This is a genomic window from Candidatus Alcyoniella australis, assembly GCA_030765605.1.
In the GTDB taxonomy this organism is placed as follows: domain Bacteria; phylum Lernaellota; class Lernaellaia; order JAVCCG01; family Alcyoniellaceae; genus Alcyoniella; species Alcyoniella australis.
The window spans coordinates 109,113-131,196 of the sequence record JAVCCG010000119.1 but is presented as its reverse complement, the minus strand read 5'-3'; the positions used below and the strand labels follow the sequence as shown (position 1 = coordinate 131,196).

Genomic DNA, 22,084 nt, shown 5'->3' with positions numbered 1-22,084 from the left:
GCCCATGCAAATCAAGAATCTGCTACGCATTACCCTGACCCTCGCTGTGCTCTGCGCGGGATCGACGCTCGTTCTGGCCGCCGAATGCGGCTACAGCTACACGCCTTACCCCGATGGGCAGGACGCGCGGGTCGAGCTGGCGATGCTGGTCTCCGAGCCGAACTGGATCGTCGATCAGCAGGCGGTGCGCATGGCGGGCATCCTGCAGCACAACCTGGCCAAGTTTCAGGGCGGACGCTACGTAGGCGAATGCATCGAGCAGCTCAGATTGCACCTGAACACCAATGGGGACGATGTGGAGGCCCGCGCCTATTACAACTCGTGCCTGATCATGCGCTCGAGCAGCGAGACCAACCTCTCGGCCGAGCTTAGCCAGATCGCGCGCTCGGCCGCTGTGATCGACCAGTGCGTAAACGCCTGCCCGCAAAACGTCAACATTCGGCTGGTGCGGATCGAGGTCACCAAGAGCCTGCTCTCCCTGCGCGGCCACAAAGAGCTGATCGCCAACGACTATAAGCAGATCCTGCTGCTCTGGGCCGATCATCCCGAACTAAAAGACCTGGCAACCGACGCCGCGGCCTGGCTGCAACAGCAGCAAAACTAACCAAGGCTATCGCGGGTCGGTCCGTTTTCCCCTGAACATCCCGTATAGGAACATTCCGATTATAGCCAGTAGCGCGGCGATCGAGATTACGTTGCAAAGCCGCGTCAGGCCGCTGCCCTTAAAGCTCGCGCGCACCAGGTGTTCCCCGGGTTCCAGGCGTAGCGAGATGTCGCCGACCTCGGGGTACGGCCGATGTTCGCTTGGTCGGCCGTCGAGCGTCACCTGCCAGCCGCGAAAGTCGAAAACGTGCAGCCGCAACGTCGCCTCGGTTTCGACGCGCACCAGCGCCTCGACCCAGGAGTTGCCGCGCGCCGAGTGCAAAATCGTGCCGCTGCCCGCGTCGATCATCGCCGGGTCGATGTAGTCCTCGCAGAACAGGCAGACATTTTGGGCCACGCCGCGCGGCAGGAAATCGTCCCACGATGTGCCGCGCGCCTTGAACCAGACCATCTGTTCGGCCGACCAGAAGCGGGCCACGTCCACGCCGCCCGCCTCGAGGTTGGCCTCGTGCTGCTCGCGATCCTCGGCCACGATCTCCTGTGCGGTCTGTTGGTCCAGCGCCAGATATTGCGGGGCCACGCCATCGCCCTGCACCGCAATCAGCATCACGCTCCAGCCCACGGCCCAGGCCGCGGCTCCCAGTGCGCCCAGCCGGTCCTCGATCCACAGCGCGGGCCAGGCTGCCAGGGCGGCAATCGCCCAGCAGAACAGGCCGAGGAAGCGCCAGGGAAACTGCACGTAGGGCAACAGCGGCAGGCTGCTCCACAGCGGCTCGCTCAGACCGTCGACCATCAACAGCGAACCCAGGCAGACCGCCAGCAGCAGCCCGGCCTGTCGCAGTCCGCGTCCCAGGGCCAGCGCGCACAACGGTGCGAGCACCAGCAACCCGGCCTGGGCCAGGCCCAGCTCGAACGCGTCGGCCTCCACCGTACGCGGCGGCCACTGGCTCCACTCCGGCGCGATCAATAGCTTGAGTTGCAGAAAGTGATTGCTGAAATGGAAATGCCCCTGGGTCAGGTTCTCGCGGGCGTAGACCAGGCCGCGCTCTAAAAGCGCCGGCAGCCAGAAAAACGCCGAGAGCAGCAACCCCAGCCCGACCCCGGCCAGCGCGTTAAGGCGTCGCGGCCCGCACCACAGCAGACAGGCAATGATTACGATCGGCAGCAGCAGCATGATCGTGATGTTGTGCGTCAGCGCGATCGCCGCGATCACCAGGGCCAGGACGATTGGCGGCAGCACGCCCCCGGCCTCCCGCACGCGCAGTACGGCCCACAGCGCCCAGGGCGCCAATGCGATGCCCCACATCTCGGCCAGCGATGCGCGCACGTAGGCGTCGATTAAAAAATACGGGGCAAAGCACAGCGTGGCCGCGCAGGCCAATCCGGCCCAGCACGACCCCAGGCGCGAGCCCAGGGCGAAAGCGCCCCAGCCCGCGAGCAGGAAGGCCAGTACGAACGGTAGCTTAATTGCGGCCCACAGCGGCAGTCCCGCGGCCATTGCCAGTCCCGCCGGGAAATAGGCCAGCGGCGCGTAGAAATGAAACAGCGGCGAGCCGAAGCAGTGGTAGGTGTGCTCGACCCAGCGCGGGTAGAGATCGCCCTGAGCCAGGGCCAGGCCGTACTCGAGCACGCGCACCACGTCCAGATCCGCGGAGTGGCCGTAGACGCTGTAGACCGTGAAAAAGCCGCGCGCCGCCCACAGTGCGACCAGCGTTGTCAGCGCCCAGGCGAGCAGCGCCTGCAGGCGGCCCGCCGGTTGCATCAGGCGAAATACAGCGCGAGCAACCAAAGCCCGTAGCCCGCAACGAACAGCGGCGCCCAACGCACGATAAGCGGTCCGACGCGCGCTTGCGGCTGCGATGCGCGACGCACGAACAGCGCGGCGGCCAGCACCCACAGCGCGAACCCGAGCACAGCGACCAGCGACAGGCCCGGCGATGGTTCGGCAAAGCGCTCGGATAAGCCCAGCAGGCGTTCTTCGCGCCCGGCCAGGTCGAGTTCGGGGTGGTATGCGCGCGACTCGTCGGTCTGGGCGGCGAGATAGGCGATGCGCTGGTCGCAACGCACGATCAACTCGGCGCCTGGAGTGTAGAGGCTGCGCGTGGCGTAGAGCGCCGAGCGCAGCGAGCGCCAGGCGTCGAGGGCCAACGCCAGATCCTGTAGCTGCTCAGCCTCGCGGGCAACGTCGATCAGGCCCTGACGCGCGGCCTGCATTGCGCTATGGCCCGGGACGTACCATTCCAGCGCGCGGGCGTAGTGCAGCACCGCGCTGTCGTAGTTTTCGGCCTCGCGGGCTCGCTGCGCGAGATCGAGTTCGCTGCTCGCGCCCAGCCAGACGCGCACCAGGACCATCAGCAGCATTGAGACGACGACGGCCGCGACGATCAGCGCCCGGCGATAGATGGAACGAGCGCGGAGCTGGTTGCTCACTGATCGCGGTCCAGCCGGTGCAGATTCTCCTCGAGCAGCCTGCGGTTGGCGGCCAGCAGATCGGAGAGCACGCCGAGCACCGCGGTGTTGAATCCGAGGATGATCAGCACGGCGGCCAAAATCAAGGACTGGATCTTGCCGTCGCCCTGGCCCTGTAGGTAGTAGTACAAAAAGCGCACGCCGATCGCGCCGCCCCAGACGAACAGCACGCCGCCGATGGCGCTGAACACGCGCAACGGCTGGTAGAGGGTGTAGATCCGCGCCATGGTCGCAATCGAACGCAGCACGTAGCTTGCGTTACCGCGGAACAATCGGCTGGGCCGTAGCGGCGGATTGGTTCCCACGCTCACGTGCGCCACGACCAGCCCTTGGCGTCCGGCCTGAATCAGGGTTTCGATAGTGTAGGTGAAGTCCGAGTGCACGAACAGGCGGCTCGCGGCGTTGCGGGAAAACGCGCGGAACCCGCTGGTGACGTCGGGCACGTCGGTGCCCGAGAGGGTCTGCACCACCGCGGAGCCCCAGCGTTGCAGGCGGCGCTTGAGACCCGAGAAGTGCGGGATCGCCTCCATCCGGCGGCAGCCGACCACGATGTCGGCCTCACCACGCAGGATCGGCGCGCACAGCCGGTCGATGGCTGCGGCCTCGTACTGGTTGTCCGCGTCGATGTTGACGATCACGTCCGCGCCCATGGCCCGTGCCTGTTCGAGCCCGGCGGCGAAGGTGCGGGCCAGCCCGCGGTTGCGCGGCGCGCAGAGCACGAAATCGACGCGCGCGGATTGTTCGGCCACGCGCCGGGTGCCGTCGGTCGAGCCGTCGTCGAGCACCAGCACGGCCAGCTCGTCGAACCCCTCGACCTGCGTGGGCAGGGCATCGAGGGTCACCGGCAATGTGGGCTCCTCGTTGAAACAGGGGATCTGGATTACCAGTTTCATCACTCAGTCCCTAAAGCGATATTTAAACAACGCCCACAGCGCGGTGAACCCGTGACGCCAGGTGATCTTCTTGCCCTCGTCAAAGTCGCGTCCCGAATAGCTGATCGGCACCTCGAACACCCGCGCCCCGCGTTTGAAGACCTTGGCGGTCAGCTCGGGCTCGATCTCGAATCCGTCCTCGGTCAGCGGCAGGCTGCGCAGCAGGTCGGCGCGGAACGCCTTATAGCAGGTCTCCATGTCGGTGAGGATCGTGTTGAACAGGATGTTCGTAATCTGGGTCAGCATCCAGTTGCCCAACTTGTGCCAAAACAGGAACGCGCGGTGCGGGCCGAGAAACCGCGAGCCGTAGACCACGTCGGCGCGCTTCTCGATGATCGGCGCGATCAGCTGTTCGTAGTCGCGCGGATCGTACTCCAGGTCGGCGTCCTGAATCAGACAGATATCGCCCGTGGACTCGGCGATCGCCGTACGCACGGCCGCTCCCTTGCCGCGGTTGCGGTCGTGCAGGATCAGCCGCACGCGCTCGTCGCCGTCGATCTGCTGCAGGATCTCGCGAGTGCCGTCGTCCGAGCCGTCGTCGACAATGATCAGTTCCTTTTCCCACGGAGTATCGAGCACACGCTTGACTATCTCGCTGATCGTATTGCGCTCGTTGAACACCGGCATCAATATCGACAGCTTCACGGCGCAACCCCTTGTTTACTGCGCAAAGTGGAAATGTTCCGGCCGATGACCCGGACTTGGACCGGATCTTTGCACAACTCCAGCGCCCGTTGATAGACCTCGATCGCCTGGCCGTATTCCCCTTTAATGCTGCTAATATAGCCGAGCACCAACAGGGCGGCAAGATTATCGGGGTCATCGCGTAACACCGGCGCGATCATCTCCAGAGCCTCGTTGTAGCGTCTGGCGCTGACAAAGGTGCTGGCCAGGCCCACTCGCGCGCCCACTGAATCGTAGTCAGCGTCCAGCGCAACCAGGAACTGCGCCTGCGCCGCCTGAAGCTCGCCAAGCCTGTATTGCACGTTCCCCAGGTTGATCCGACCGCGCGAATCGTTGGGATCCAGGGCCACGGCCACGGCGAACTGCGCGCGGGCCGCGTCCAGGTCGCCCGAGTCGCGCAGCTGGTTGCCGTGATTAAGCCGCGCCAAATACGCGCCGGGCTGCTTGGACACCGCGTCGGACCACAGGGTTTGCGGGCCGCGCCAGACCTTGACGCGCTCGAACGTGCCCAGGCCGTAGACCAGCAACAGCGTAAAAAACAGCAATAGGCCCAGGACGCGACGCGCCCCGCCATGCCGGGTCAACCGCGCCAGGACCCAGCCCGCGGCCAGCGCCGCGGGCGCCAGCGCGTTGTAGACGTAGCGTTCGGCGAACGGCGTGCCCGAGGGCAGCAGTTGGCAAAACGGCGCTATGGCCAGCAGGCCCCAGAGCATCAGCACCACGGCCACAGCCCGTTGGCGCAGCCATAAAATCCAGGCCAGCGCCGCCGCCAGCATCGCGGACCAACCGATCATCACCCACGGCTCGTTCAAGGCCAGCGCCCGCTCGGGATAGGCCACGCTCAGGCCGCTGGGAACGAGGATCAGCCGCACGTAGCGCCAGAAGTAGACGCCGAACGACCAGATCGGCGCGGGGCCCTGGGCCGGTAGCGGCGCCCGGCCGACCTGGCCCAACACAACGGTGCGCAGGGCGAGGTACGCGGCGAGCAGCAGCGCCAAGGGCAGCACATCTTCGAGGCGACGCAGGGTGTCGCGGCCCTGATCGCTTCGCGGCGCAAGCCACCACCAGGCGAGCGCGGCGACCAGCACCACGGCCAGCGCCTCCTCGCCGGCGAGCAGCCCGCAGCCCAGCAGCGGCAACGCCACGGCGCGCAGCCGGTTCGAGCGTTCGGGATCGCGCAACGCGGCCAGCCAAAAGGCCAGCCCCCACAGCGCCAGAACCGGGGCCAGCAAATCGAAGCTGCCGGTGATGTTGGCCACGCGGTCGCTACGCACCGGGTGCAACGCGGCCAGGGCCGCGGCGTAAAGCCCGGCGCGCCTCGATCCCAGCAGGCTGTTGCCGATCGGCGCCAGCGCCAGGCAGGCCAGCAAATGCAGGGCCAATCCGACCCAGTGAAACGCGGCCGGCTCGAACCCGGCCCAATGCACGGTCAGCGCATAGAGCGTCTGGCGCAACGGCCGATAGAGCAGGTGCGCGTCGACCGCGAACATTCGCGGCACGTTGGAAAGGCTGCGGATCGAGGGTTCGCCGAGAATGAACACCTCGTCGTCGAACTGAAACGGGTGCAGCGGCTTCTCGGAGTAGGCCAGCAGCGTCGCCGCGCAGACCAGGACGCAGAACAGCGTCGCAACGAGGGTCCGGCCGCGGTTAGGGGTCGCAGCCATGGATTGTCCCGCGGTCGGAGCGCAGGTTCATCAGCCGGTTGCAGGCCTGCTGGCGCACGGTGTCGGTCTCGGCGTTACGGTAGGCCAGAAAGTAGTCCAGCGCCGCCTGCGCATTTTGTCCGGCACGTTGATGCAGATGGCCGAACACCTGGTGATACATGCTGTTGCCCGGATCGAGCTCGAGCAGACGCCGGGAGTAGTCCGCCAGGTACTCCGGCTCGCGTTCGAGCATCGCCCACAGCAGCAGCACCTCGAGCAGCTTGACCGAGCGCGTCGGCCGCCGGGCCTCGGGATTGAGCAGCAGCCGGGCCTGCTGAATTTGACCGGAGTTGAGCAGGTTCAACGCCAGCATCACCCGCAGCTTTTCGTTCGCGGGCCACAGCGCCAGCCCGTCGCGGATCAGCTGTGCGGCGCGCTGCTGCTCGCCCAATTGGGACAAGGTATCGGCCAAATGCGCCAGCTCGTTGGAGTCCGGGCCGCCGAGCCCCAATGCCACCAGGTACTGCTCGGACGCGCGATCGAGCTTTCCCTGGACGCGCAGGCCGTAGGCGTAATTAAAGCGTGCCTTGGCGCTCTGCGGCTGCTTGCTCACGGTGTCGGCCCACAGCTTCTGGTTGTCGCCCCACAGCCCGGCGCGCACAAAGGTCAGCGAGCCCAATGCGATCAGCGCCACGACGACCAGGGCCAGGCGCAGACGAAAGCGCGCCCGCGGCAGACTCACCAGCGCAGTGAGCTGCTGCGCCAGCCAAACCGCCAGGCCGATCAGCGGGATCATCGGCAGATAAAGATAGCGGTCGGCCATCAGCACCCAGAACGGCACGATCTGCGAGACCGGAGCAATGGTCACCGCGAACAACGCCGGGACCAGCGCCCGTCGATCGCGACGCAGCACCGCGCGCACGGTCCAGGCCGCCAGCGCCAGCCAGCAAAGCAGCGGTCCCCAGGCGCGCACGTCGCCCAGACTGAGGATCGGACGAAAATAATCGGCCGCCAGCCCCGTGGGCCAAAACACCATCCGCACGTAGCTTAGAAACACACCGGGCATTGTCGCCAGCAGCCCCAGGCTCCCGCCACGGTCCAGCAGCGGGTCGCCGCCGATGTCCTGGGTAAGCATCGAGCGAATGCCCAGCAGGTAGATCAAAGCCACGATCCACAGCGCCATGCTGTCGATCAGCGCCCGCTGCCAGGCGTCCGCCGCGCGGCGCTCCTGCCGCCGATCAAGCAGGCTGATCAAAACCAGGGCCGCGGGCAGTGTGACGATGATCTCCATTACGAACAGACCGGCCAGAAACAGCGCTACCACGCCGAAATATTTGGCAGCCCGGGCCGCCGGGCTGTGCGCCTGGGACTGGAAGAGCAGCACCGCCAGCAGATAGATGCAGCAGATCAGCGCCTCGTCGCGGTTGCCCACGCTGGCCACGCTCTCCACGGCCAGCGGATGCAGCAGAAACAACAGTCCGCCGCACCAGGCCGCGGCGCGGCCCAGATACCCGACCCGGCGCAGGGTGGCGACCACCAGCGTGGCGGCCAGCAGGTGCAGCAACAGGTTGGTCAGACGCGGCCCGAACGCCGCGTTGCCCCAGATCGCGTAGTCGCAAAAATAGCTCAGCGTGAGCAGCGGTCGGTAGGTGCTCTCCCCGGCCGCGCTGAAGTATTGCGGGCTGAACAATTGCGACAGGTTGTCGCCATCGGCGATCATGCTGTTCTCGCCGTAAACCAGAATGTCGTCGTAGACCAGTTCGCCGTGCAGCGCCGGCCAATAGGCGATCAGCCCCAACACCAACGCCAGCAGCACGAACGGCAGGTCGATCAGCCTAGCCCGCATTGTTCACCGAACTCCCGACGTGTGCGCCCCTGCGTTCATCGCGCAAAAACATACCACGCATCAGCGGTTGCGTCCCAAGCCTCAGAGCCCAATGCACCGTTAAAAAAATGGCGGGAAGCCCCATTTACCTTCCCGCCGATCATGCTCAGGATATGTGATTGCTTTACGCCGTTGTTGTCATCAGTCTCTGGGTTGCACCTCGATATTCCAGTGGCAGTCCTCGGGATTGACCACGGCCTCGTCGCACTGCTCGCCCGACCAGCGGATGTCCGCCGTGTAGTTGCCGCTCAGTTCGCCCGAGGTCAGATTGACGCTCAGCGAATAGGTATAGGTCTTGGTCAACGAACAGTCGTAGGCGGCCTGCGGGATCTCCTCGTAGGACGTGCCGATGATGTTCGTGCCGCAGATCGTACCGAAAAAGATCAGCCGTTCCTGGCCGCCGGGACCGATGTCCTGCCAATAGACCGCTGCCGAGGGAACGGTCCCCTCCTGCTCGATGATGATCAATCCCTCGAGTGTTGCGCCGACGTTTTCCGGATCGCAGGTATCGCCCACCGTAACCTGGGTCACCTGGTAGGTGCCCCCGATCGCCTCTGCTTGGCAATCGTCGTCATCGTCGTCCTCATCCTGCCCATCGTCGTCATCGCCGCCGCAACCTGCGCCGATCAGCGCCGGCGTGGCCGCCAGGGCGGCGATCAGCAGGGCAAACATAATCCAGCGTCTCATTATTCCTCCTCAAAGGGCGGCCGCCTGGGGGCAAAATCCGCCCGATAGAGTCGCTATTTGATAAGAGTCTAGCGGCCGTTCGTTCGCGCTGTCAAGGACAAAATACAACAAGGGATATAGCTTTAATTAATCAATACGACATGTTGTATTGCAAAGTTGAAGTCGATTCTCGAAAACCTCCCCTGGCCCGGGATGCGCGACCAGCCAAGCGGTGTAAAGATCGCTGCACCGACTGGTCAAATCAACGTTGGTTCGCGTTATGCCGTAGATGCGCCGATCCTTGATTTTCATGACGCAGCGTGTTACTCCAGGGCGAATCCAACCCCCTCATCGGAATCTGATTGGAGCTCCCGATGCCTGAAGACGTCAAGGTGATCAAGCGCTATCAAAACCGCAAACTATACGATACGCGAAGCAGCCGTTACGTCACTCTGGAAGATATCGCCCAGATGATCCGTGCGGGCGAGGACATCAAGGTCATCGACAACAGCAGCAAGCAGGATCTGACGACCCTGACGCTGACACAAATCATTTTCGACCAGGAAAAGAAGACGCAGAACTTCCTACCCCAGGGACTGCTGACGCGCTTCATCCAATCGGGCGGGGAATCGATGCAGGACTTCTTTGACAAGCGGATCGCCCCGGGCCTGAGCAGCCTGTCCACGGCCCGCGCCGAATTCGAAAAATATATCGAAAAGCTGGTGGCCAAAGGTCACGTGTCGCGCGACGACGGGCTGCGGATCGTCAAGGACTTCGTCAACTCCGGACAGAAGGGGATCGACGAGGTCCAACACCGGATCGAGCAGCGCAGCAAGGCCGCGCTCAAGCGGCTCAACGCGCTGGTCTCGCTGCAGCAGGAGGTCGAAGACCTGGAGTCCAAGGTCGACCAGCTCGAGACGCAGCTCACCGGCGGAGTCAAGAGTGCGGCCAAGAGCGCAAGAAAAGTCGTAAAAAAGGTGTCCGCCAAAAAGCGGTCGGTCAAGGCCAAGCCCGCGGCCAAGAAGCAAACGGTCGCAAAGAAAAAACCGGCCGCCGTTAAAAAGAAAGTGGTCGCCAAAAAGAAACCAGTCGCGGCCAAGGCCAAACCCAAGGCGGCGGCCAAAGCAGCCAAGCCCAAGGCGACCAAGAAAGTTGTGGCTAAGAAGCCGGCCAAGAAGACCCCGCGCGCGAGAAAGCGTTAGCACGGCCCGGGCCGTTTTAACCATGCCGCTCAACGGCCCCAAAATCTCAATCCGATGAAAAATACGATCCTCAGTTGGCGGGAAAACAAGATCCGTTGGGTCTTGTTGTTCTACGTGTTGGGCACGATCATCGGCTGCTACTCGATGTTCTTCTACGAGCTGACGTTCGATACGCCGACCATGGCGCGCTTCAAGGTGCTCTCGGTCACCGTGCTTATCCCGCTGATGACCATCGTAATCTCGTCGCTGATCGCAGCAGCGCGCCTCAAGCTGAAAAACCGATGATTAAAACTCTGCTCAACACGGCGTGGACCAAGTACCGCATCGTGCTCTACGGCCTGTTCCTTTTCGGGTTGTGGGCAGGCGGCTATTACGCCACCGGCGCGCTGGCCGTGGGCAAAGAACCGACCTCGATGATGACGCCGATCGATGGGCTGATTCCCTTTGTGCCGCAGTTCGTCTTCATCTACCTCACGGTCTTCCCGCTGTTCCTGGTGCCGTTCATGATCATCGTCGACCGCAAGTTCTTCACGGCGTTTGGCTCGGCCTATCTGACCGTGATGCTCTCGTGCTATTTGGTCTACCTGTTTCTGCCGGTGACCAGCGAGGGCTTCCGGGTCAGCGAACAGGTGCTGTATTCGGTGGACGACTTCTCGCACTACGTGTTGCGCCTGGTCTACCACAACGACACGCCCTACAACTGCTTCCCGAGCATGCACGCCTCGCTGAGCCTGATCTCGGCCCTGACGCTGTGGGAGATCCATTGGCGCTACGGCGTATTGGGGCTGTTTGCCTGCTTCGCCATCGGCGCCTCAACCCTGATGACCAAGCAACATTTCATCGCCGATATTTTCGTGGGCTACGCCCTGGCGATGCTGGTCTACTACGTCTACTTCAAACAGCGGATCATCGACGCCCTGCCCCATCGCTATCGCCAACTCGAGGGCGCGATCGGTACCGCCATCGACGAGCGAATCACCCGGGCAGTGGAACGCACGCTGGACGAGCGGATCGAACGTATCGTGGAGCGCAAGCTGAAATCGCGATCGGGCAAGGATTCGCAGGACGAGCGATGATCGTCGAGACCATTGTCGCGGGGTTTCTGGAGACCAACACCTACCTCGTGGGCGACCTGGTCTCCAAACGCGCGGTTGTGATCGATCCGGCGGGCAAGGTCGAGCTGATCCTCTCCAAGGCGCGCGAGCACGACCTGAACGTCGAGTGGATCGTCAACACCCACGGCCACGTGGATCACATCCGGCGCAACCTCGAGCTGCAAGAGGCCACCGGCGCCAAGATCGCGGTCCACAGACTCGACGCGCCGCTGCTGAACAAGTCGCGCTGGTACATGCTGCCGCTGGCCGGCCGCACACGGCTCAGTCCGCCGCCCGACCTGCTGCTGGACGACGGCGACATGCTCAAAGTCGGCGGGTTGAGCTTCCGCGTGATCCACACCCCCGGCCACAGCGCGGGCAGCATGTGTCTCAAGCACGCCAAGGCGCTGTTCTGCGGCGACCTGATTTTCGCCGGGGCCTTCGGCCGCGCCGAGGATATGCGCGTACTGTTCAATTCGATCCACGAGCGGATCTTCGTGCTCAGCGACGACATCAAGCTCTACCCCGGCCACGGGCCCAAGACCACGATCGAGGCCGAGCGCAAGGGCAACCCGTTCATGCGCCTGCCCCCCGAGGCGTTGGAGCGCATGCTCTACTCCAAGCGGCACATCGCAAAGCTCGAGCGCAAGCGCGCCCTGGAGAAACAAGGAGAGCAATCATGATGCGCTCTCTCCGACTGTTGACCCTGCTGCTGATCGTCACCCTGCTCTGCCTGGGCTGCGTTGAGGAACGATCGGACGGCCATGGCTATCAGCCGCCGCAATCGTCCGATGACGACCAGGGCGACGACGACCTTGCCGACGATGACGACCTTGTCGACGACGACGACGCCGTGGGCCCCGACGCGATTCCCAACGCGCCCTATCAGTGCATCCCGCTCTACCCCGACCTGCGCATCGTGGCCCACCGCGGCGACACCGAGTACGCGCCGGAGAACACGCTGCCGGCGTTGGAGCACGCCTATCAGATCGGCGTAATCGCGGCCGAGATCGACCTGCGTCACACTGCCGACGGCTACTACGTGCTGATGCACGACGACGATGTCGACCGCACCACCAACGGCTCGGGCCGCGTCGACCAGATGACCCTGGAGCAGATCAGACAGCTCGAGGTCGACGACCTGTTCTACGGCGGACGCTTCCCCGGACTGCGCGTACCTACCTTTGAAGAAGCGCTGGACCTCGCCCAGCAGTACGACAAAGAGATCTACATCGACACCAAGACCGACCAGGTCCAGGACGCGGCCCAAATCGTGGTCGATCGCAACATGCAGGACATGGTCTTCTTCTACGCCAGCAGCGCCGATAAGCTGGCGCGCATCCGCGCCGTGGACTCGGGGCTGCGCATCCAGCCGCTGAGCGACGGGGTCGCGCGCACCCTGGAACTGATCGAACTCTTCGAGCCCGACCCCGAGCTGTTCGAGCTCACCGAGCGCTCGGCGAGCATCGAGAACATCGAGCTGATCCACTCCTACGGCTCGTTGGCGCACATGGATCTGCTCGGAGTGCGCGACGTACTGTTCGTGCTCGGGCTGGAGGACGCCTGGCTGCAACCCCTGCAATGGGGGCTGGATCAGGTGCAGACCGACCATGCCGCGCAGCTGATCGAATTCAACGAATCGCTCTGTCAATAGCCGCATCTTCTATCAAACAGGCTCGCCGCCCGAGGGCTGACATACCGGATATGGCGCATTGCGTCATTTATTGCTTAGTGCTAGGCTGACGCTACATTACCTTTTGGGAGATCAATCTTTCTCAGCGTGGAGGACGAGTCATGGGCGAGAGACTGAATCTGGTCACCGGAGCCTGCGGATTCTGCGGAAGTCACCTGGTCAAGCTGCTGCTGGACAACGGCGAGAAAGTCATCGCCACGGACCTGGCAAAGGCCTTTGAGCACCCGAAAAACAAATTCATCTTTGAACGCATCGGCCTGGACTTCAACCATCCGAACTGCAAGGTGATCCCGGCCAACCTGCTCGAGCCCAAGACCCTTAAGCCGCTGTTCAAGAAAAACCTGACCCACATCTTCCACACCGCCTCGCTCTACGACTATTCGGCGTCAATGGAGATCCTGCGCAAGATCAACATCGAGGGCTCGGTCAACCTGTTCGATCTGGCGGTCAAGCATAAAAAGCTCGAGCGATTCATCCACTGGTCGACCTGCGGCATCTTCGGCAAGCCCTACACGGCCCGCGATGGCAAGAAGTGCAACGTGCCGTTCTCCGAGGAATGCTCCTCGCCGCGCAATACGCCGTTCGAGCAGGATCAGCCCACGGGCTCGCACCTGGTTAACGACTACTCGGTGACCAAGTGGAAGCAGGAGCAGATCGCCTGGAAGTATCACCGCGAAAAGGGACTGCCGCTGACAGTCGTGCGCCCTGCCCCGCTCTACGGCCCGGGCAGCGACTACGGACACGGCGGAATCGTGCTCACGATCAACCGCGGCATGGTGCCGATCATCCCCGCGGACTCGCGCAACTACATCACCACCTCGATCCACGTCGACGACATGGCTGGCTTCGCCTACCACATCTCGGACAAGGACTACGGCCTGGGCGAAGATTACAACGTGGTCGACGACAGCGTGATCTCCTACGCCGATTTCCTGCAATATCTGGCGCTGCTGCTGGGCCGCCGAATGTGGCGCGTGCCGCTGCTGTACATGCCGCTGCTGCGGCCGTTCATGATCGGCGCTGCCAAGCTCTGGCTGTGGCTCGAGCAGAAGTACAAAGTGCCGCGCCTGCGGGTGTTCGAGGTGCAGAGCGCGACCTACATGTCATCGAGCTACTGGATCACCAACCGCAAGATCAGAACCACCACGGACTACAAGTACCTCTACCCCGACGTCAACGAGGGAATGCGCGACACTATCGAGTGGTTCCGCGACGCTGGCTGGCTGGATCGCAAGTACAACCCCAAAGGGATCTGGCAGGAAAACCTCTAGGCACATTTGAGGTGCCCGCAAAACTCGCGCAGCACGACCATCATTGTGCAACGCCAAGCCCCGCGTCGCGGCGAGCATCGTTGGTCAACGACTAGTGTAATACGCGAGGCATGCTCCGGCTCAAAGCCGAGTGCGAGTGCTCGCTCAAATATTGTCTACACACTATTTACATACAAACCCAAGTCGCAGAAGCAGTGTACAATTATCGTTTATGAAGATTGAGCACTGTCTGACAATCGTCGTGCTGCTCTGCGCAGCGCTGTTGTTAACTTCCACGATTGCGGCGGCCAAGGTCCCGATCAGCTATCTGGACGGCATTGAGGTGCGCGCCGACGCGGTCTGCGTGCTGTTCCAGCCCGGGACCGACGTTGCGCAGATGCAGGTCGCGGCCGCGGCCGCGTTTGGCAGCGTGGTGCGCGTGTCCGACCAAACAGGACGCGCCCATCCCTTTGCTCTCTGGCGCTCGATGGTCGCGCAACGGCCCGAGCTGAGCCAAGCCGCTTTGCGCGCGCGGATCAAGCTTGACGGCACGCCGATCGATGCGGCCCTGGACTTGCTCGAACAACAGGACGCAGTAGCCGCGGCCTATCCGATCTATTTGCGCCGACCGCAGTTCGTGCCCGACGACCCGTACTTCGACGAGTACCAGGTCAACCTGCGCCAGTCCTACGTGGACCGCGCCTGGGAGCAATCCACGGGCAGCGGCGTGCTCGTGGCCGTGATCGACACCGGCTACCGCACCAGCGGGATGTCCGACGAGCCGGCGGTGATTATGCCCGGCTACGATTTCGCCGATAACGACCAGGACGTGCTCGACCCGATGGGGCACGGCACCCACATTTCGAACACGATTCTCGAGTCGACGGACAACGGCGTGGGCGCGGCGGGCATTGCCTTCGACGCCCTGCTGCTTCCGCTCAAAGTCTTTCCCGACAACGACGAGGTCGCCTCGTCCGACGACATTGCCGACGCCATTGACTATGCGATCGACGCCGGGGCCGACGTGATCAACATGAGTCTGGGCGGCGATGGCGAGGACCAGCCCACACGCCTGGCCCTCCAGCGCGCCTACCAGGCCGACGTGGTGCTGGTCGCCGCGGCGGGCAACGACGGTGCCCAGGAACTGCTCTATCCCGCGGCCTACGATGAGGTGATCGCCGTGGGCAGCGTCACGCCCCACGAGCCGGGACTGGGCGGCAGCCGCTCCGAGTTCTCCAACTACGGCGCGGGCCTGGACCTGCTGGCCCCGGGCGAGCGGATCTTGCAGGAATCGTGGAGCGCGGAGCACGGCTCGGCCTACTACCTGGCCAGCGGCACGTCCTCGGCCACTCCCCACGTCTCGGCCACAGCCGCGCTGATGATCTCGTTGCGCGGCAGGGTCAACGCCGAACAAGTCCGCCAGGCACTCAACGCTACGGCCCAGGACCTGGGCGATGGGGGCTACGATTTAGAAACCGGGCATGGCGAGCTCGACGCGGACGCGGCCCTGGATTCCTACCGACCGGGCAGCGGACCGATCAAGCCGATCGCGGTGTTCGACTACGAGATCCGCGGAACAGCGCGGCCGCTGACGCTGTTTCTAGACAGCACGGCGAGCTATGGCCACGAAAGCAGCGTCGAGTCGGTGCTGTGGGTGCTGTCCGACGGATCGACCTCGGAGCAGGCTCAGGTCGAGGTCAAGGTCGAGGGGGTGGTCAGCCTGGCGCTGGTCGTTCACGACGACCGGGGGCGCGTCGGAACCGTGGTCGCCACCATCGACACCGACCACGACACGGAGGGTCGGGTGATCGGCGGCAACGGAGAGAAGCCGCCGTTGTTCTGCGGAATCCAGGGCAGCGGCGGGCTCGCGCCGCTGGTTGCGGCAGCGGCCCTGCTGGCGCTGCTTAGAGCTTCTCTAGGTCGTAGAAAACCTCGGCGCTGCCGCGCAGGTAGTCCTGCCAAGCGTTGAGCAGCACGTTCCGTTTCTGATCCAGCAATTGCTCGTGGATCGGCGTAGCCTGGGTCGCGAACTGCGCTTGGTCGAACTCCTCACGCTCGATCAGCCGATAGATCGCCACTCGCTGGCCGACCTCGACCGGCTCGTCGGGCAGTGGGTTTTCCGCGTTGAGCTCGAACGCTCCGCTGATCAGCTCGCCCGCAACGCCCAAACCGGGAATCGAGCGCGATCCGCGGGTGATCCAACCGCTGTCGCCGATCTCGAGCCCCTGCTCACGCGCCAGCAGCCCCAGCTCGCGGCCGTCCTTTAACTGATCGAGCAGTCCGCGCGCCATTTCCGTGGCCGCGTTGCGGCGCTTATCCTCCAGCGCCAGGGTCTTGGCCTGGTTGCGGCACTCGCTGAATTCTTTGGTCCGCGCCTCGTGGGTCCGGGTCAACTGGAACAGGTAGTGGACGTTGCCGCCACTGAGCGGCGCGCTGATCTCATCGACGGCCAGCTCGAAGAGCTGCGGCGTGATCGTCTGCGACTGCTGCACCTCGGGGATCGGGTCGGTGGCCGCGAACTGTCCGGTCGAGCGCACCGACAGATCGTGGACGCGCGCGAACTCGCGCAGACTGTCGCCGGGGGCGATCTGGGTTGACAGTTCCTGGGCCCTCTGTTGGGCCAGCTCGTTGGCGCGCTGCTGGATCAGGCTGAACCTAATCTCGATCTGGGCCTCTTCCAGCGGTACGATCCGCTCGGGAACCTTCTGAGTGACGCGGATTACGTGGTAGCCAAACGGCGTCTGCACCGGGCCGACCAGCTCACCGGGTTCCACGGAAAAGGCCGCGTCCTCGAACTGCGGCACGAACTGGCCGCGGCCGACCAATCCCAGATCTCCGCCGTTCTCGCGCGTGCCCGGGTCGTCCGAGTATTTACGCGCCAGCTCGGCGAAATCGGCGTCAGCGGCCTGAGCACGCTTGAGCACCAGCTCGGCCTTTTCCAACGCGGCCTGGCGCACCTCATCGGAGCTTTGCTGGGGCACCTGGACCAGTACGTGGGATGCGCGCACCTTCTCGGGATCGGTGAACATCGTCACCAAGTTGGCGTTGTAGTACTCCTCGACCTCCTGGTCGAGAACCTCGACCTGGTCCTTGTAGCTAAAGGCCTCGAAGGTCAGGAAGTCGGCCTCGCGTCGCTCGGGCCAGATGAACTGCTCGGGGTGCGCCTCGTAGTAGCTGCGCGCCTCTTCATCGCTGACCTGGGCGTCCTGGGCCAGCTTGGTCGTATCCAGGGAGATGTATTCGACGCGCAGACGCTCGTTGCGGCGCAAATATTCGTCGCGCACCTCGCTGTCGCTGACGTAGGCCGAGCCGGCGATCACCGCGTGCAGCCGACTGAAAGCGCTGTAGGCGCGGTAGTTGTCCTCGAAGCTTTCGGCCGACATGCGTTTGGCCTGCAGCCAGGCGCGATAGCTCTGGGGATCGAAGCGGCCGCCGCTCTGGAAATACGGGATGCTGGTGATCGCGGCGCGCACCTCGGCGTCGGAGCCGAGCAGTTCGTGCTTTTGCGCGTAGCTTTGGATCAAGGTGGTGGTCACCAGCCGCTCCAGCGCCTGGCGCTTGGCCGCCTCGAGCAGCTGCTCGCGCTGTTGCTCGAGCACGTCCTCGTCCTGGATGTACAGCCGTAGCTGTTCCAGCTGCTGGTCCACCTGGTCGCGCATCTGGCGCATTTCGTTACGGTACTGATCGATAGAGATCTGTATCCCGTTAACGCTGGCCACGGAGTTCGAGCTGACTTTGCCGCTGCCGCTGCCTCCGCTGCCGCCGCCGGATATGCCAGTACCGAAGAAAATCACGAACGACAGCGCCACGGCGCCGAGCAACGCGATCAGGATCGGGTGGTTTTTCTTTCTTCTTAAAACGCTCATTACCATTGGTAAATCCTCCGAAAACCGGCAAAGTTTACTCGTTGCGCCACACCAACGCAAGAGCGGTCGGAGCCGCACGCAACAGCACGCTTCGGCTGGACAAGCGATCTGGCGCTGTTATATGATTGCGCGGTTTCACGCAGATGGAAAGATAGCATGATATTCGATCGTCTTCTGGGACTGTTCTCCAATGACCTGGCGATTGACCTAGGCACCGCCAATACGCTGGTCTACGTCAAAGGTCGTGGAATAGTCTTTTCCGAACCAAGCGTCGTGGCCGTCCAAAAGGACTACCGCGGAATGAAGCGCGTGCTCGCCGTGGGCAAAGAGGCCAAGATGATGGTCGGCCGCACTCCGGGGCACATCGTGGCAATCCGGCCGATGCGCGAGGGAGTGATCGCCGACTTCGAGGTCACCCGCGAGATGCTGCGCTACTTCATCCGCAAGGCGCACAACCGCAAGGCGCTGGTCAGGCCGCGGATCATCATCTGCGTGCCCTACGGCATCACCGAGGTCGAAAAACGCGCGGTGCGCGAATCGGCGATGTCCGCCGGAGCGCGCGAGGTCTACCTGATCGAGGAACCGATGGCCGCGGCGATCGGCGCCGGACTGCCGATCACCGAGCCCTCTGGCAACATGATCGTCGACATCGGCGGCGGCACCACCGAGGTCGCGGTAATCTCGCTGGCCGGGATCGTGCTCAGCCAGTCGGTGCGCGTGGCCGGCGACAAGATGGACGAGGCGATCATCCAGTACATGAAGCGCAAGTACAATCTGCTGATCGGCGAGAGCACGGCCGAACGCATCAAGTGCACCGTGGGCACGGCCTACCCCACCGACGAGGTCCAGACCATGGAGGTCAAGGGCCGCGACTTGGTGGCCGGCATCCCCAAGACGATCGAGATCAACGCCGACGAGATCCGCGATTCAATGCTCGACCCGATCAACACCATCGTCAACGCGGTCAAGGTCGCACTCGAGCGCACCCCGCCCGAGCTGGCCTCGGACATTGTAGACAAGGGGATCGTACTCGCGGGCGGCGGCGCGCTGCTCAAGCACCTGGACGTGCTGTTGCGCGAGGAGACCGGCCTGCCGATCACCGTGGCCGACGACCCGCTGGCCGCGGTGGTGTTGGGCACCGGCAAGGCCCTGGACGAGCTCGACCTGCTGCGCCAAGTCACTATTCAGTAAAACTTAACTGTAACTCGTTGCGCTTAAGCCCTGACTAGTCATGAGGGTTCGTATACGAGATGTGCAAGCTGCCGCAAGAACAAGGAAGCCGAGGCGATACCCCGGAGGCGTACTCTCTGCAGTACGTCGAGGACGGATCGTCGAGGATGACGCAGTTATTGCGAGCAGATTGTGCATCGCAGTAGAAGCCCCATGAATAGTCCGGGCTAGTAGATGGCGCTGAGCCGGAAACTGCGCGCGTTGGAATCGGGCTTCACCCTGCTGAGCATGCAGGCCGAGACGCGCAGCATGTCCTCGAGCTTAAGCAGTCCCGGGTAGTAGCGGAAGCTCTCGGCCTCGGACGTGGGTAGGAAATTGCGCGCCACCCGCTTCAGGTGCTTGTTCGCAGCCTCGGCGACCAGCGAGCCGCGTTGGAACTCGATTTGAATTTGCGAATCGTCGGGATTGAGCCCATAGGCCAGCCGGTAGTGCATCTCGGCCTCGCGCAAATTGCCCATCCGCTCGCGCGCCCGGCCGAACAGCAGGTGACACCAGGCCTGATCGCCTCCAAGGCTCTGGGCGCGCTGAGCCGCGGTGATCGCCGGATTGAGCGACCCGCTGCCCAAGCAGGCCTCGGCCAGCCGTAGCTGCAACACCCAGTTGCGGCTGCGGTGGACCAACATCTTGTTCAGACGGACGATCGCATCGGCATATCGGCCCTGCCTGAGCATCAGTTGCAGTTCGTGGTAGTTCAGCTCCAGCACCAGCCGCCTGACCAACTGCTTAAAGGGCTCAAGCCCGTTGCCCTCGGCGCGGGAATACTTGATCTGCGAGCGCATCTGCTTGCGTTCCTCGGAACTGTCGCCGTCGTAGAGCTCACAGTAATGTTTTGCCATCAGGTAGTCGTAGGCCACCTGGATATTGCGCAATTTAAGTCCGTTGACATCAGAACGATGGGGAACGTCGGGAGCATCGGGGTGTAGATTCTTCACGTGACGAAGAAACGTAACGCGAATCTCGCGCTCCGATGCACCCTGCACAACATCTAAAATCTTGTACGAAGTTATGTTATCGAAGGACATCTTCCCAATCCTTTCAACCGTTTGAACAACAGCTACCTCAGCTGCGTTCCCCATCAGTGCAAAGAACCTGCTCCCTCACCTGAAATATTAAGCAATTAGCATGCCTGAGACCGGAGGATTCAGAGGGATCACGGGTCCAAAGGATCGCGCGGATCAGCATACAACACGATCGGGGTCGGCAATAAACAAGAATCGTTCTTATCCAAACGTCTGACCTTGCGCCAGGGAAGATACCCAAGCTCGTCACGGCATCGTTCATTCAGCAGATAAGCAATGTAAATATTCTGAAAGCTATCTGTAGTAATCAGGGCTGGTTTATCCGACTCAATGCCGTATCTGAAAACCAACCGCGAAACGTTCCGCAGGTTGGTTGTGGTGTGACGTGCATGGGGGTCTACGAAAATCGCCTCTTCGGGTACGAGGTGCTGCTCCATCAGATATTTTTTCATCTCAATGGCTTCACAGTACGGGGTCTGGTCGGGATGAACATGGCCGCCGGAAAGCACGATCAGCGGTGCAACATTCGCATAGTAACGTGCGGCAGCCAGGTCGCAATGGAGCTTGCCGTTGGGATGAAGAGGGGTCTGAACATCATCCGGTCCCCAACCTGGAACCAATATGATCGAAAAGCGGTATTGGTCCCAATCGATTGAATCGATGCGCGCCAACGCCGCCCGATTTTCACCCTCTGCCAAGGGTTCGTAACGCCCTGCTTCATCTCGACCAAAGTAATCCATTGCCGCCAACGCGACATCCATCAGCGGCTGGAACAGCAGCATGGTGTTCGGATTTGAATCAATGATATCGGCCACTATCGCATCCAGTTGGTCGGCAGGAAGATGCGCGGCATATGAATAGAACGCCTCGTGCATGCCGTTTACTGCATCGATCCAGGCGTTGTACAACAGCTCCTCGTCGGACAAGGAAGCATGCATTTGAAACATGCCGCTTGGCCGCAGGTGTGCGTCCGCCAGATTGAATGGAATTATGCCGTGGAAAAACGCATCTACAAGGGCATCGGCCGCGTCCCGAGCTTCACTGTCGGACCAGATCAACGCATTGGTATAGCAAGCGACATCGCCCACGCAATTGATCGCAGCTTGGCGGATTGCCGCATCCCGCTGCGCGGATATCCCGGCAAGCTCCGGATTGTTCTCGATTATCGCCTGAGCCCCTGCAAGTTCAGAGAAAAGCGTCAGCAAATAATAGTTCTTGTTTTGCACCCATAAACCGCTGTCAACGAGTTCATAATCCACGTTGAAACCCTGAAGGTCGACCGGATCGCCGGATAAACAGACCGTGGGATCCAACTCGGGAAATTGCAGATCGTCATCATCATCGTCGTCATCTACAACGTCGTCATCATCGTCATCTAAGTTATCGTCATCATCGCCCACATCGTCATCAAGGTCGTCATCACCATCACCATCGCCATCCCCCGAATCTTTGTCGCACGCAAGGCCCATCCCCGCGACCAAGGCGACCAGCACGAACAGAATCAGCCATTGGCTGTTTAGTCTCATCCGCCCTCTCCCCACTTTCGCATGTACAGGATTATACTAAAAACAAGAAGTGCTTTGCCAGGCTTCGATGCTCGTAAAACATAATTTCGCGGACGTAGAACCTTCCTCCTGCGGACTCAGGAGGACATTATTTCATACGATATCAGTTAAATAGAGCGCAGGCTGTCATCCTGAACAAAGTGAAGGATCTACTCCCGTAACATTTAATTTCACCAATGCGAAGCGAACAACCAGCGCCCGACAAGCAGAACAACACAACCAACATATCGACTAGATACGATCCATAGTGATTGTTATTGACATACAATAGCGCCAGTGATAC

At 62.4% G+C, this 22,084-nt stretch carries 19 protein-coding genes; 9 read left to right on the top strand and 10 right to left on the bottom strand.

The annotated features are described in order from the left end of the window. Positions 1 to 4: 4 nt before the first annotated feature. Positions 5 to 604: a hypothetical protein gene (locus P9M14_14980; protein ID MDP8257051.1), complete on the top strand. Its 600-nt coding sequence runs from the start codon at positions 5 to 7 to the stop codon at positions 602 to 604. Positions 605 to 610: 6 nt separating this feature from the next. Here P9M14_14980 and P9M14_14975 read toward each other — a convergent pair whose 3' ends face one another. The 7 genes from P9M14_14975 to P9M14_14945 form a co-directional block, all read right to left on the bottom strand. Then, entirely contained in the window at positions 611 to 2,365 is a 1,755-nt protein-coding gene (locus tag P9M14_14975) for a 6-pyruvoyl-tetrahydropterin synthase-related protein (protein ID MDP8257050.1), read from the bottom strand. Further along, positions 2,365 to 3,033: a hypothetical protein gene (locus P9M14_14970; GenBank protein MDP8257049.1), complete on the bottom strand. Its 669-nt coding sequence runs from the start codon at positions 3,031 to 3,033 to the stop codon at positions 2,365 to 2,367. Before P9M14_14970 ends, P9M14_14975 begins: the two co-directional genes overlap by 1 nt. Then, positions 3,030 to 3,965 carry a glycosyltransferase family 2 protein gene (locus P9M14_14965; GenBank protein MDP8257048.1) on the bottom strand — a complete coding sequence of 312 codons (936 nt, stop codon included), beginning with the start codon at positions 3,963 to 3,965 and terminating at the stop codon, positions 3,030 to 3,032. The genes P9M14_14970 and P9M14_14965 overlap by 4 nt, the downstream gene beginning before the upstream one ends. A 3-nt stretch (positions 3,966 to 3,968) precedes the next feature. After that, on the bottom strand, positions 3,969 to 4,649 hold the full coding sequence (locus tag P9M14_14960; protein MDP8257047.1) for a glycosyltransferase family 2 protein: 681 nt from the start codon (positions 4,647 to 4,649) through the stop codon (positions 3,969 to 3,971). Then, positions 4,646 to 6,352 (bottom strand): tetratricopeptide repeat protein, encoded by a 1,707-nt coding sequence (locus tag P9M14_14955; GenBank protein ID MDP8257046.1) that lies wholly within the window; start codon positions 6,350 to 6,352, stop codon positions 4,646 to 4,648. The genes P9M14_14960 and P9M14_14955 overlap by 4 nt, the downstream gene beginning before the upstream one ends. Next, positions 6,336 to 8,177 carry a hypothetical protein gene (locus P9M14_14950; protein MDP8257045.1) on the bottom strand — a complete coding sequence of 614 codons (1,842 nt, stop codon included), beginning with the start codon at positions 8,175 to 8,177 and terminating at the stop codon, positions 6,336 to 6,338. Before P9M14_14950 ends, P9M14_14955 begins: the two co-directional genes overlap by 17 nt. 180 nt (positions 8,178 to 8,357) lie before the next feature. Then, positions 8,358 to 8,903, bottom strand: coding sequence for a hypothetical protein (locus P9M14_14945; protein ID MDP8257044.1), 546 nt, complete (start codon positions 8,901 to 8,903; stop codon positions 8,358 to 8,360). A 353-nt stretch (positions 8,904 to 9,256) separates the two neighbouring features. Here P9M14_14945 and P9M14_14940 point away from each other — a divergent pair, with 353 nt between their 5' ends. From P9M14_14940 to P9M14_14910, 7 genes are all read left to right on the top strand, one after another. Next, on the top strand, positions 9,257 to 10,084 hold the full coding sequence (locus P9M14_14940; GenBank protein ID MDP8257043.1) for a polyhydroxyalkanoate synthesis regulator DNA-binding domain-containing protein: 828 nt from the start codon (positions 9,257 to 9,259) through the stop codon (positions 10,082 to 10,084). Between the two features lie 54 nt (positions 10,085 to 10,138). Further along, positions 10,139 to 10,369, top strand: a complete 231-nt coding sequence (locus tag P9M14_14935) for a hypothetical protein (GenBank protein MDP8257042.1) — start codon at positions 10,139 to 10,141, stop codon at positions 10,367 to 10,369. Continuing rightward, entirely contained in the window at positions 10,366 to 11,160 is a 795-nt protein-coding gene (locus tag P9M14_14930) for a phosphatase PAP2 family protein (protein ID MDP8257041.1), read from the top strand. The genes P9M14_14935 and P9M14_14930 overlap by 4 nt, the downstream gene beginning before the upstream one ends. Then, positions 11,157 to 11,861 carry an MBL fold metallo-hydrolase gene (locus tag P9M14_14925; protein ID MDP8257040.1) on the top strand — a complete coding sequence of 235 codons (705 nt, stop codon included), beginning with the start codon at positions 11,157 to 11,159 and terminating at the stop codon, positions 11,859 to 11,861. The genes P9M14_14930 and P9M14_14925 overlap by 4 nt, the downstream gene beginning before the upstream one ends. After that, positions 11,858 to 12,832 carry a glycerophosphodiester phosphodiesterase family protein gene (locus P9M14_14920; GenBank protein ID MDP8257039.1) on the top strand — a complete coding sequence of 325 codons (975 nt, stop codon included), beginning with the start codon at positions 11,858 to 11,860 and terminating at the stop codon, positions 12,830 to 12,832. The genes P9M14_14925 and P9M14_14920 overlap by 4 nt, the downstream gene beginning before the upstream one ends. Positions 12,833 to 12,972: 140 nt before the next feature. After that, positions 12,973 to 14,142 (top strand): NAD(P)-dependent oxidoreductase, encoded by a 1,170-nt coding sequence (locus tag P9M14_14915; GenBank protein ID MDP8257038.1) that lies wholly within the window; start codon positions 12,973 to 12,975, stop codon positions 14,140 to 14,142. Between the two features lie 211 nt (positions 14,143 to 14,353). Beyond that, positions 14,354 to 16,090, top strand: coding sequence for a S8 family serine peptidase (locus P9M14_14910; protein ID MDP8257037.1), 1,737 nt, complete (start codon positions 14,354 to 14,356; stop codon positions 16,088 to 16,090). Here the strand turns inward: P9M14_14910 and P9M14_14905 are convergent. Further along, positions 16,026 to 17,987 carry a SurA N-terminal domain-containing protein gene (locus P9M14_14905; GenBank protein MDP8257036.1) on the bottom strand — a complete coding sequence of 654 codons (1,962 nt, stop codon included), beginning with the start codon at positions 17,985 to 17,987 and terminating at the stop codon, positions 16,026 to 16,028. The genes P9M14_14910 and P9M14_14905 overlap by 65 nt on opposite strands. 159 nt (positions 17,988 to 18,146) lie before the next feature. On the opposite strand from P9M14_14905, the gene P9M14_14900 reads away from it, so the two are divergent. Next, positions 18,147 to 19,178 (top strand): rod shape-determining protein, encoded by a 1,032-nt coding sequence (locus P9M14_14900; protein ID MDP8257035.1) that lies wholly within the window; start codon positions 18,147 to 18,149, stop codon positions 19,176 to 19,178. 206 nt (positions 19,179 to 19,384) lie between these two features. Here the strand turns inward: P9M14_14900 and P9M14_14895 are convergent, their stop codons facing one another. After that, positions 19,385 to 20,239 (bottom strand): tetratricopeptide repeat protein, encoded by an 855-nt coding sequence (locus P9M14_14895; protein MDP8257034.1) that lies wholly within the window; start codon positions 20,237 to 20,239, stop codon positions 19,385 to 19,387. Positions 20,240 to 20,367: 128 nt separating this feature from the next. Then, positions 20,368 to 21,762, bottom strand: a complete 1,395-nt coding sequence (locus P9M14_14890) for a YdcF family protein (GenBank protein MDP8257033.1) — start codon at positions 21,760 to 21,762, stop codon at positions 20,368 to 20,370. Positions 21,763 to 22,084 lie beyond the last annotated feature (322 nt).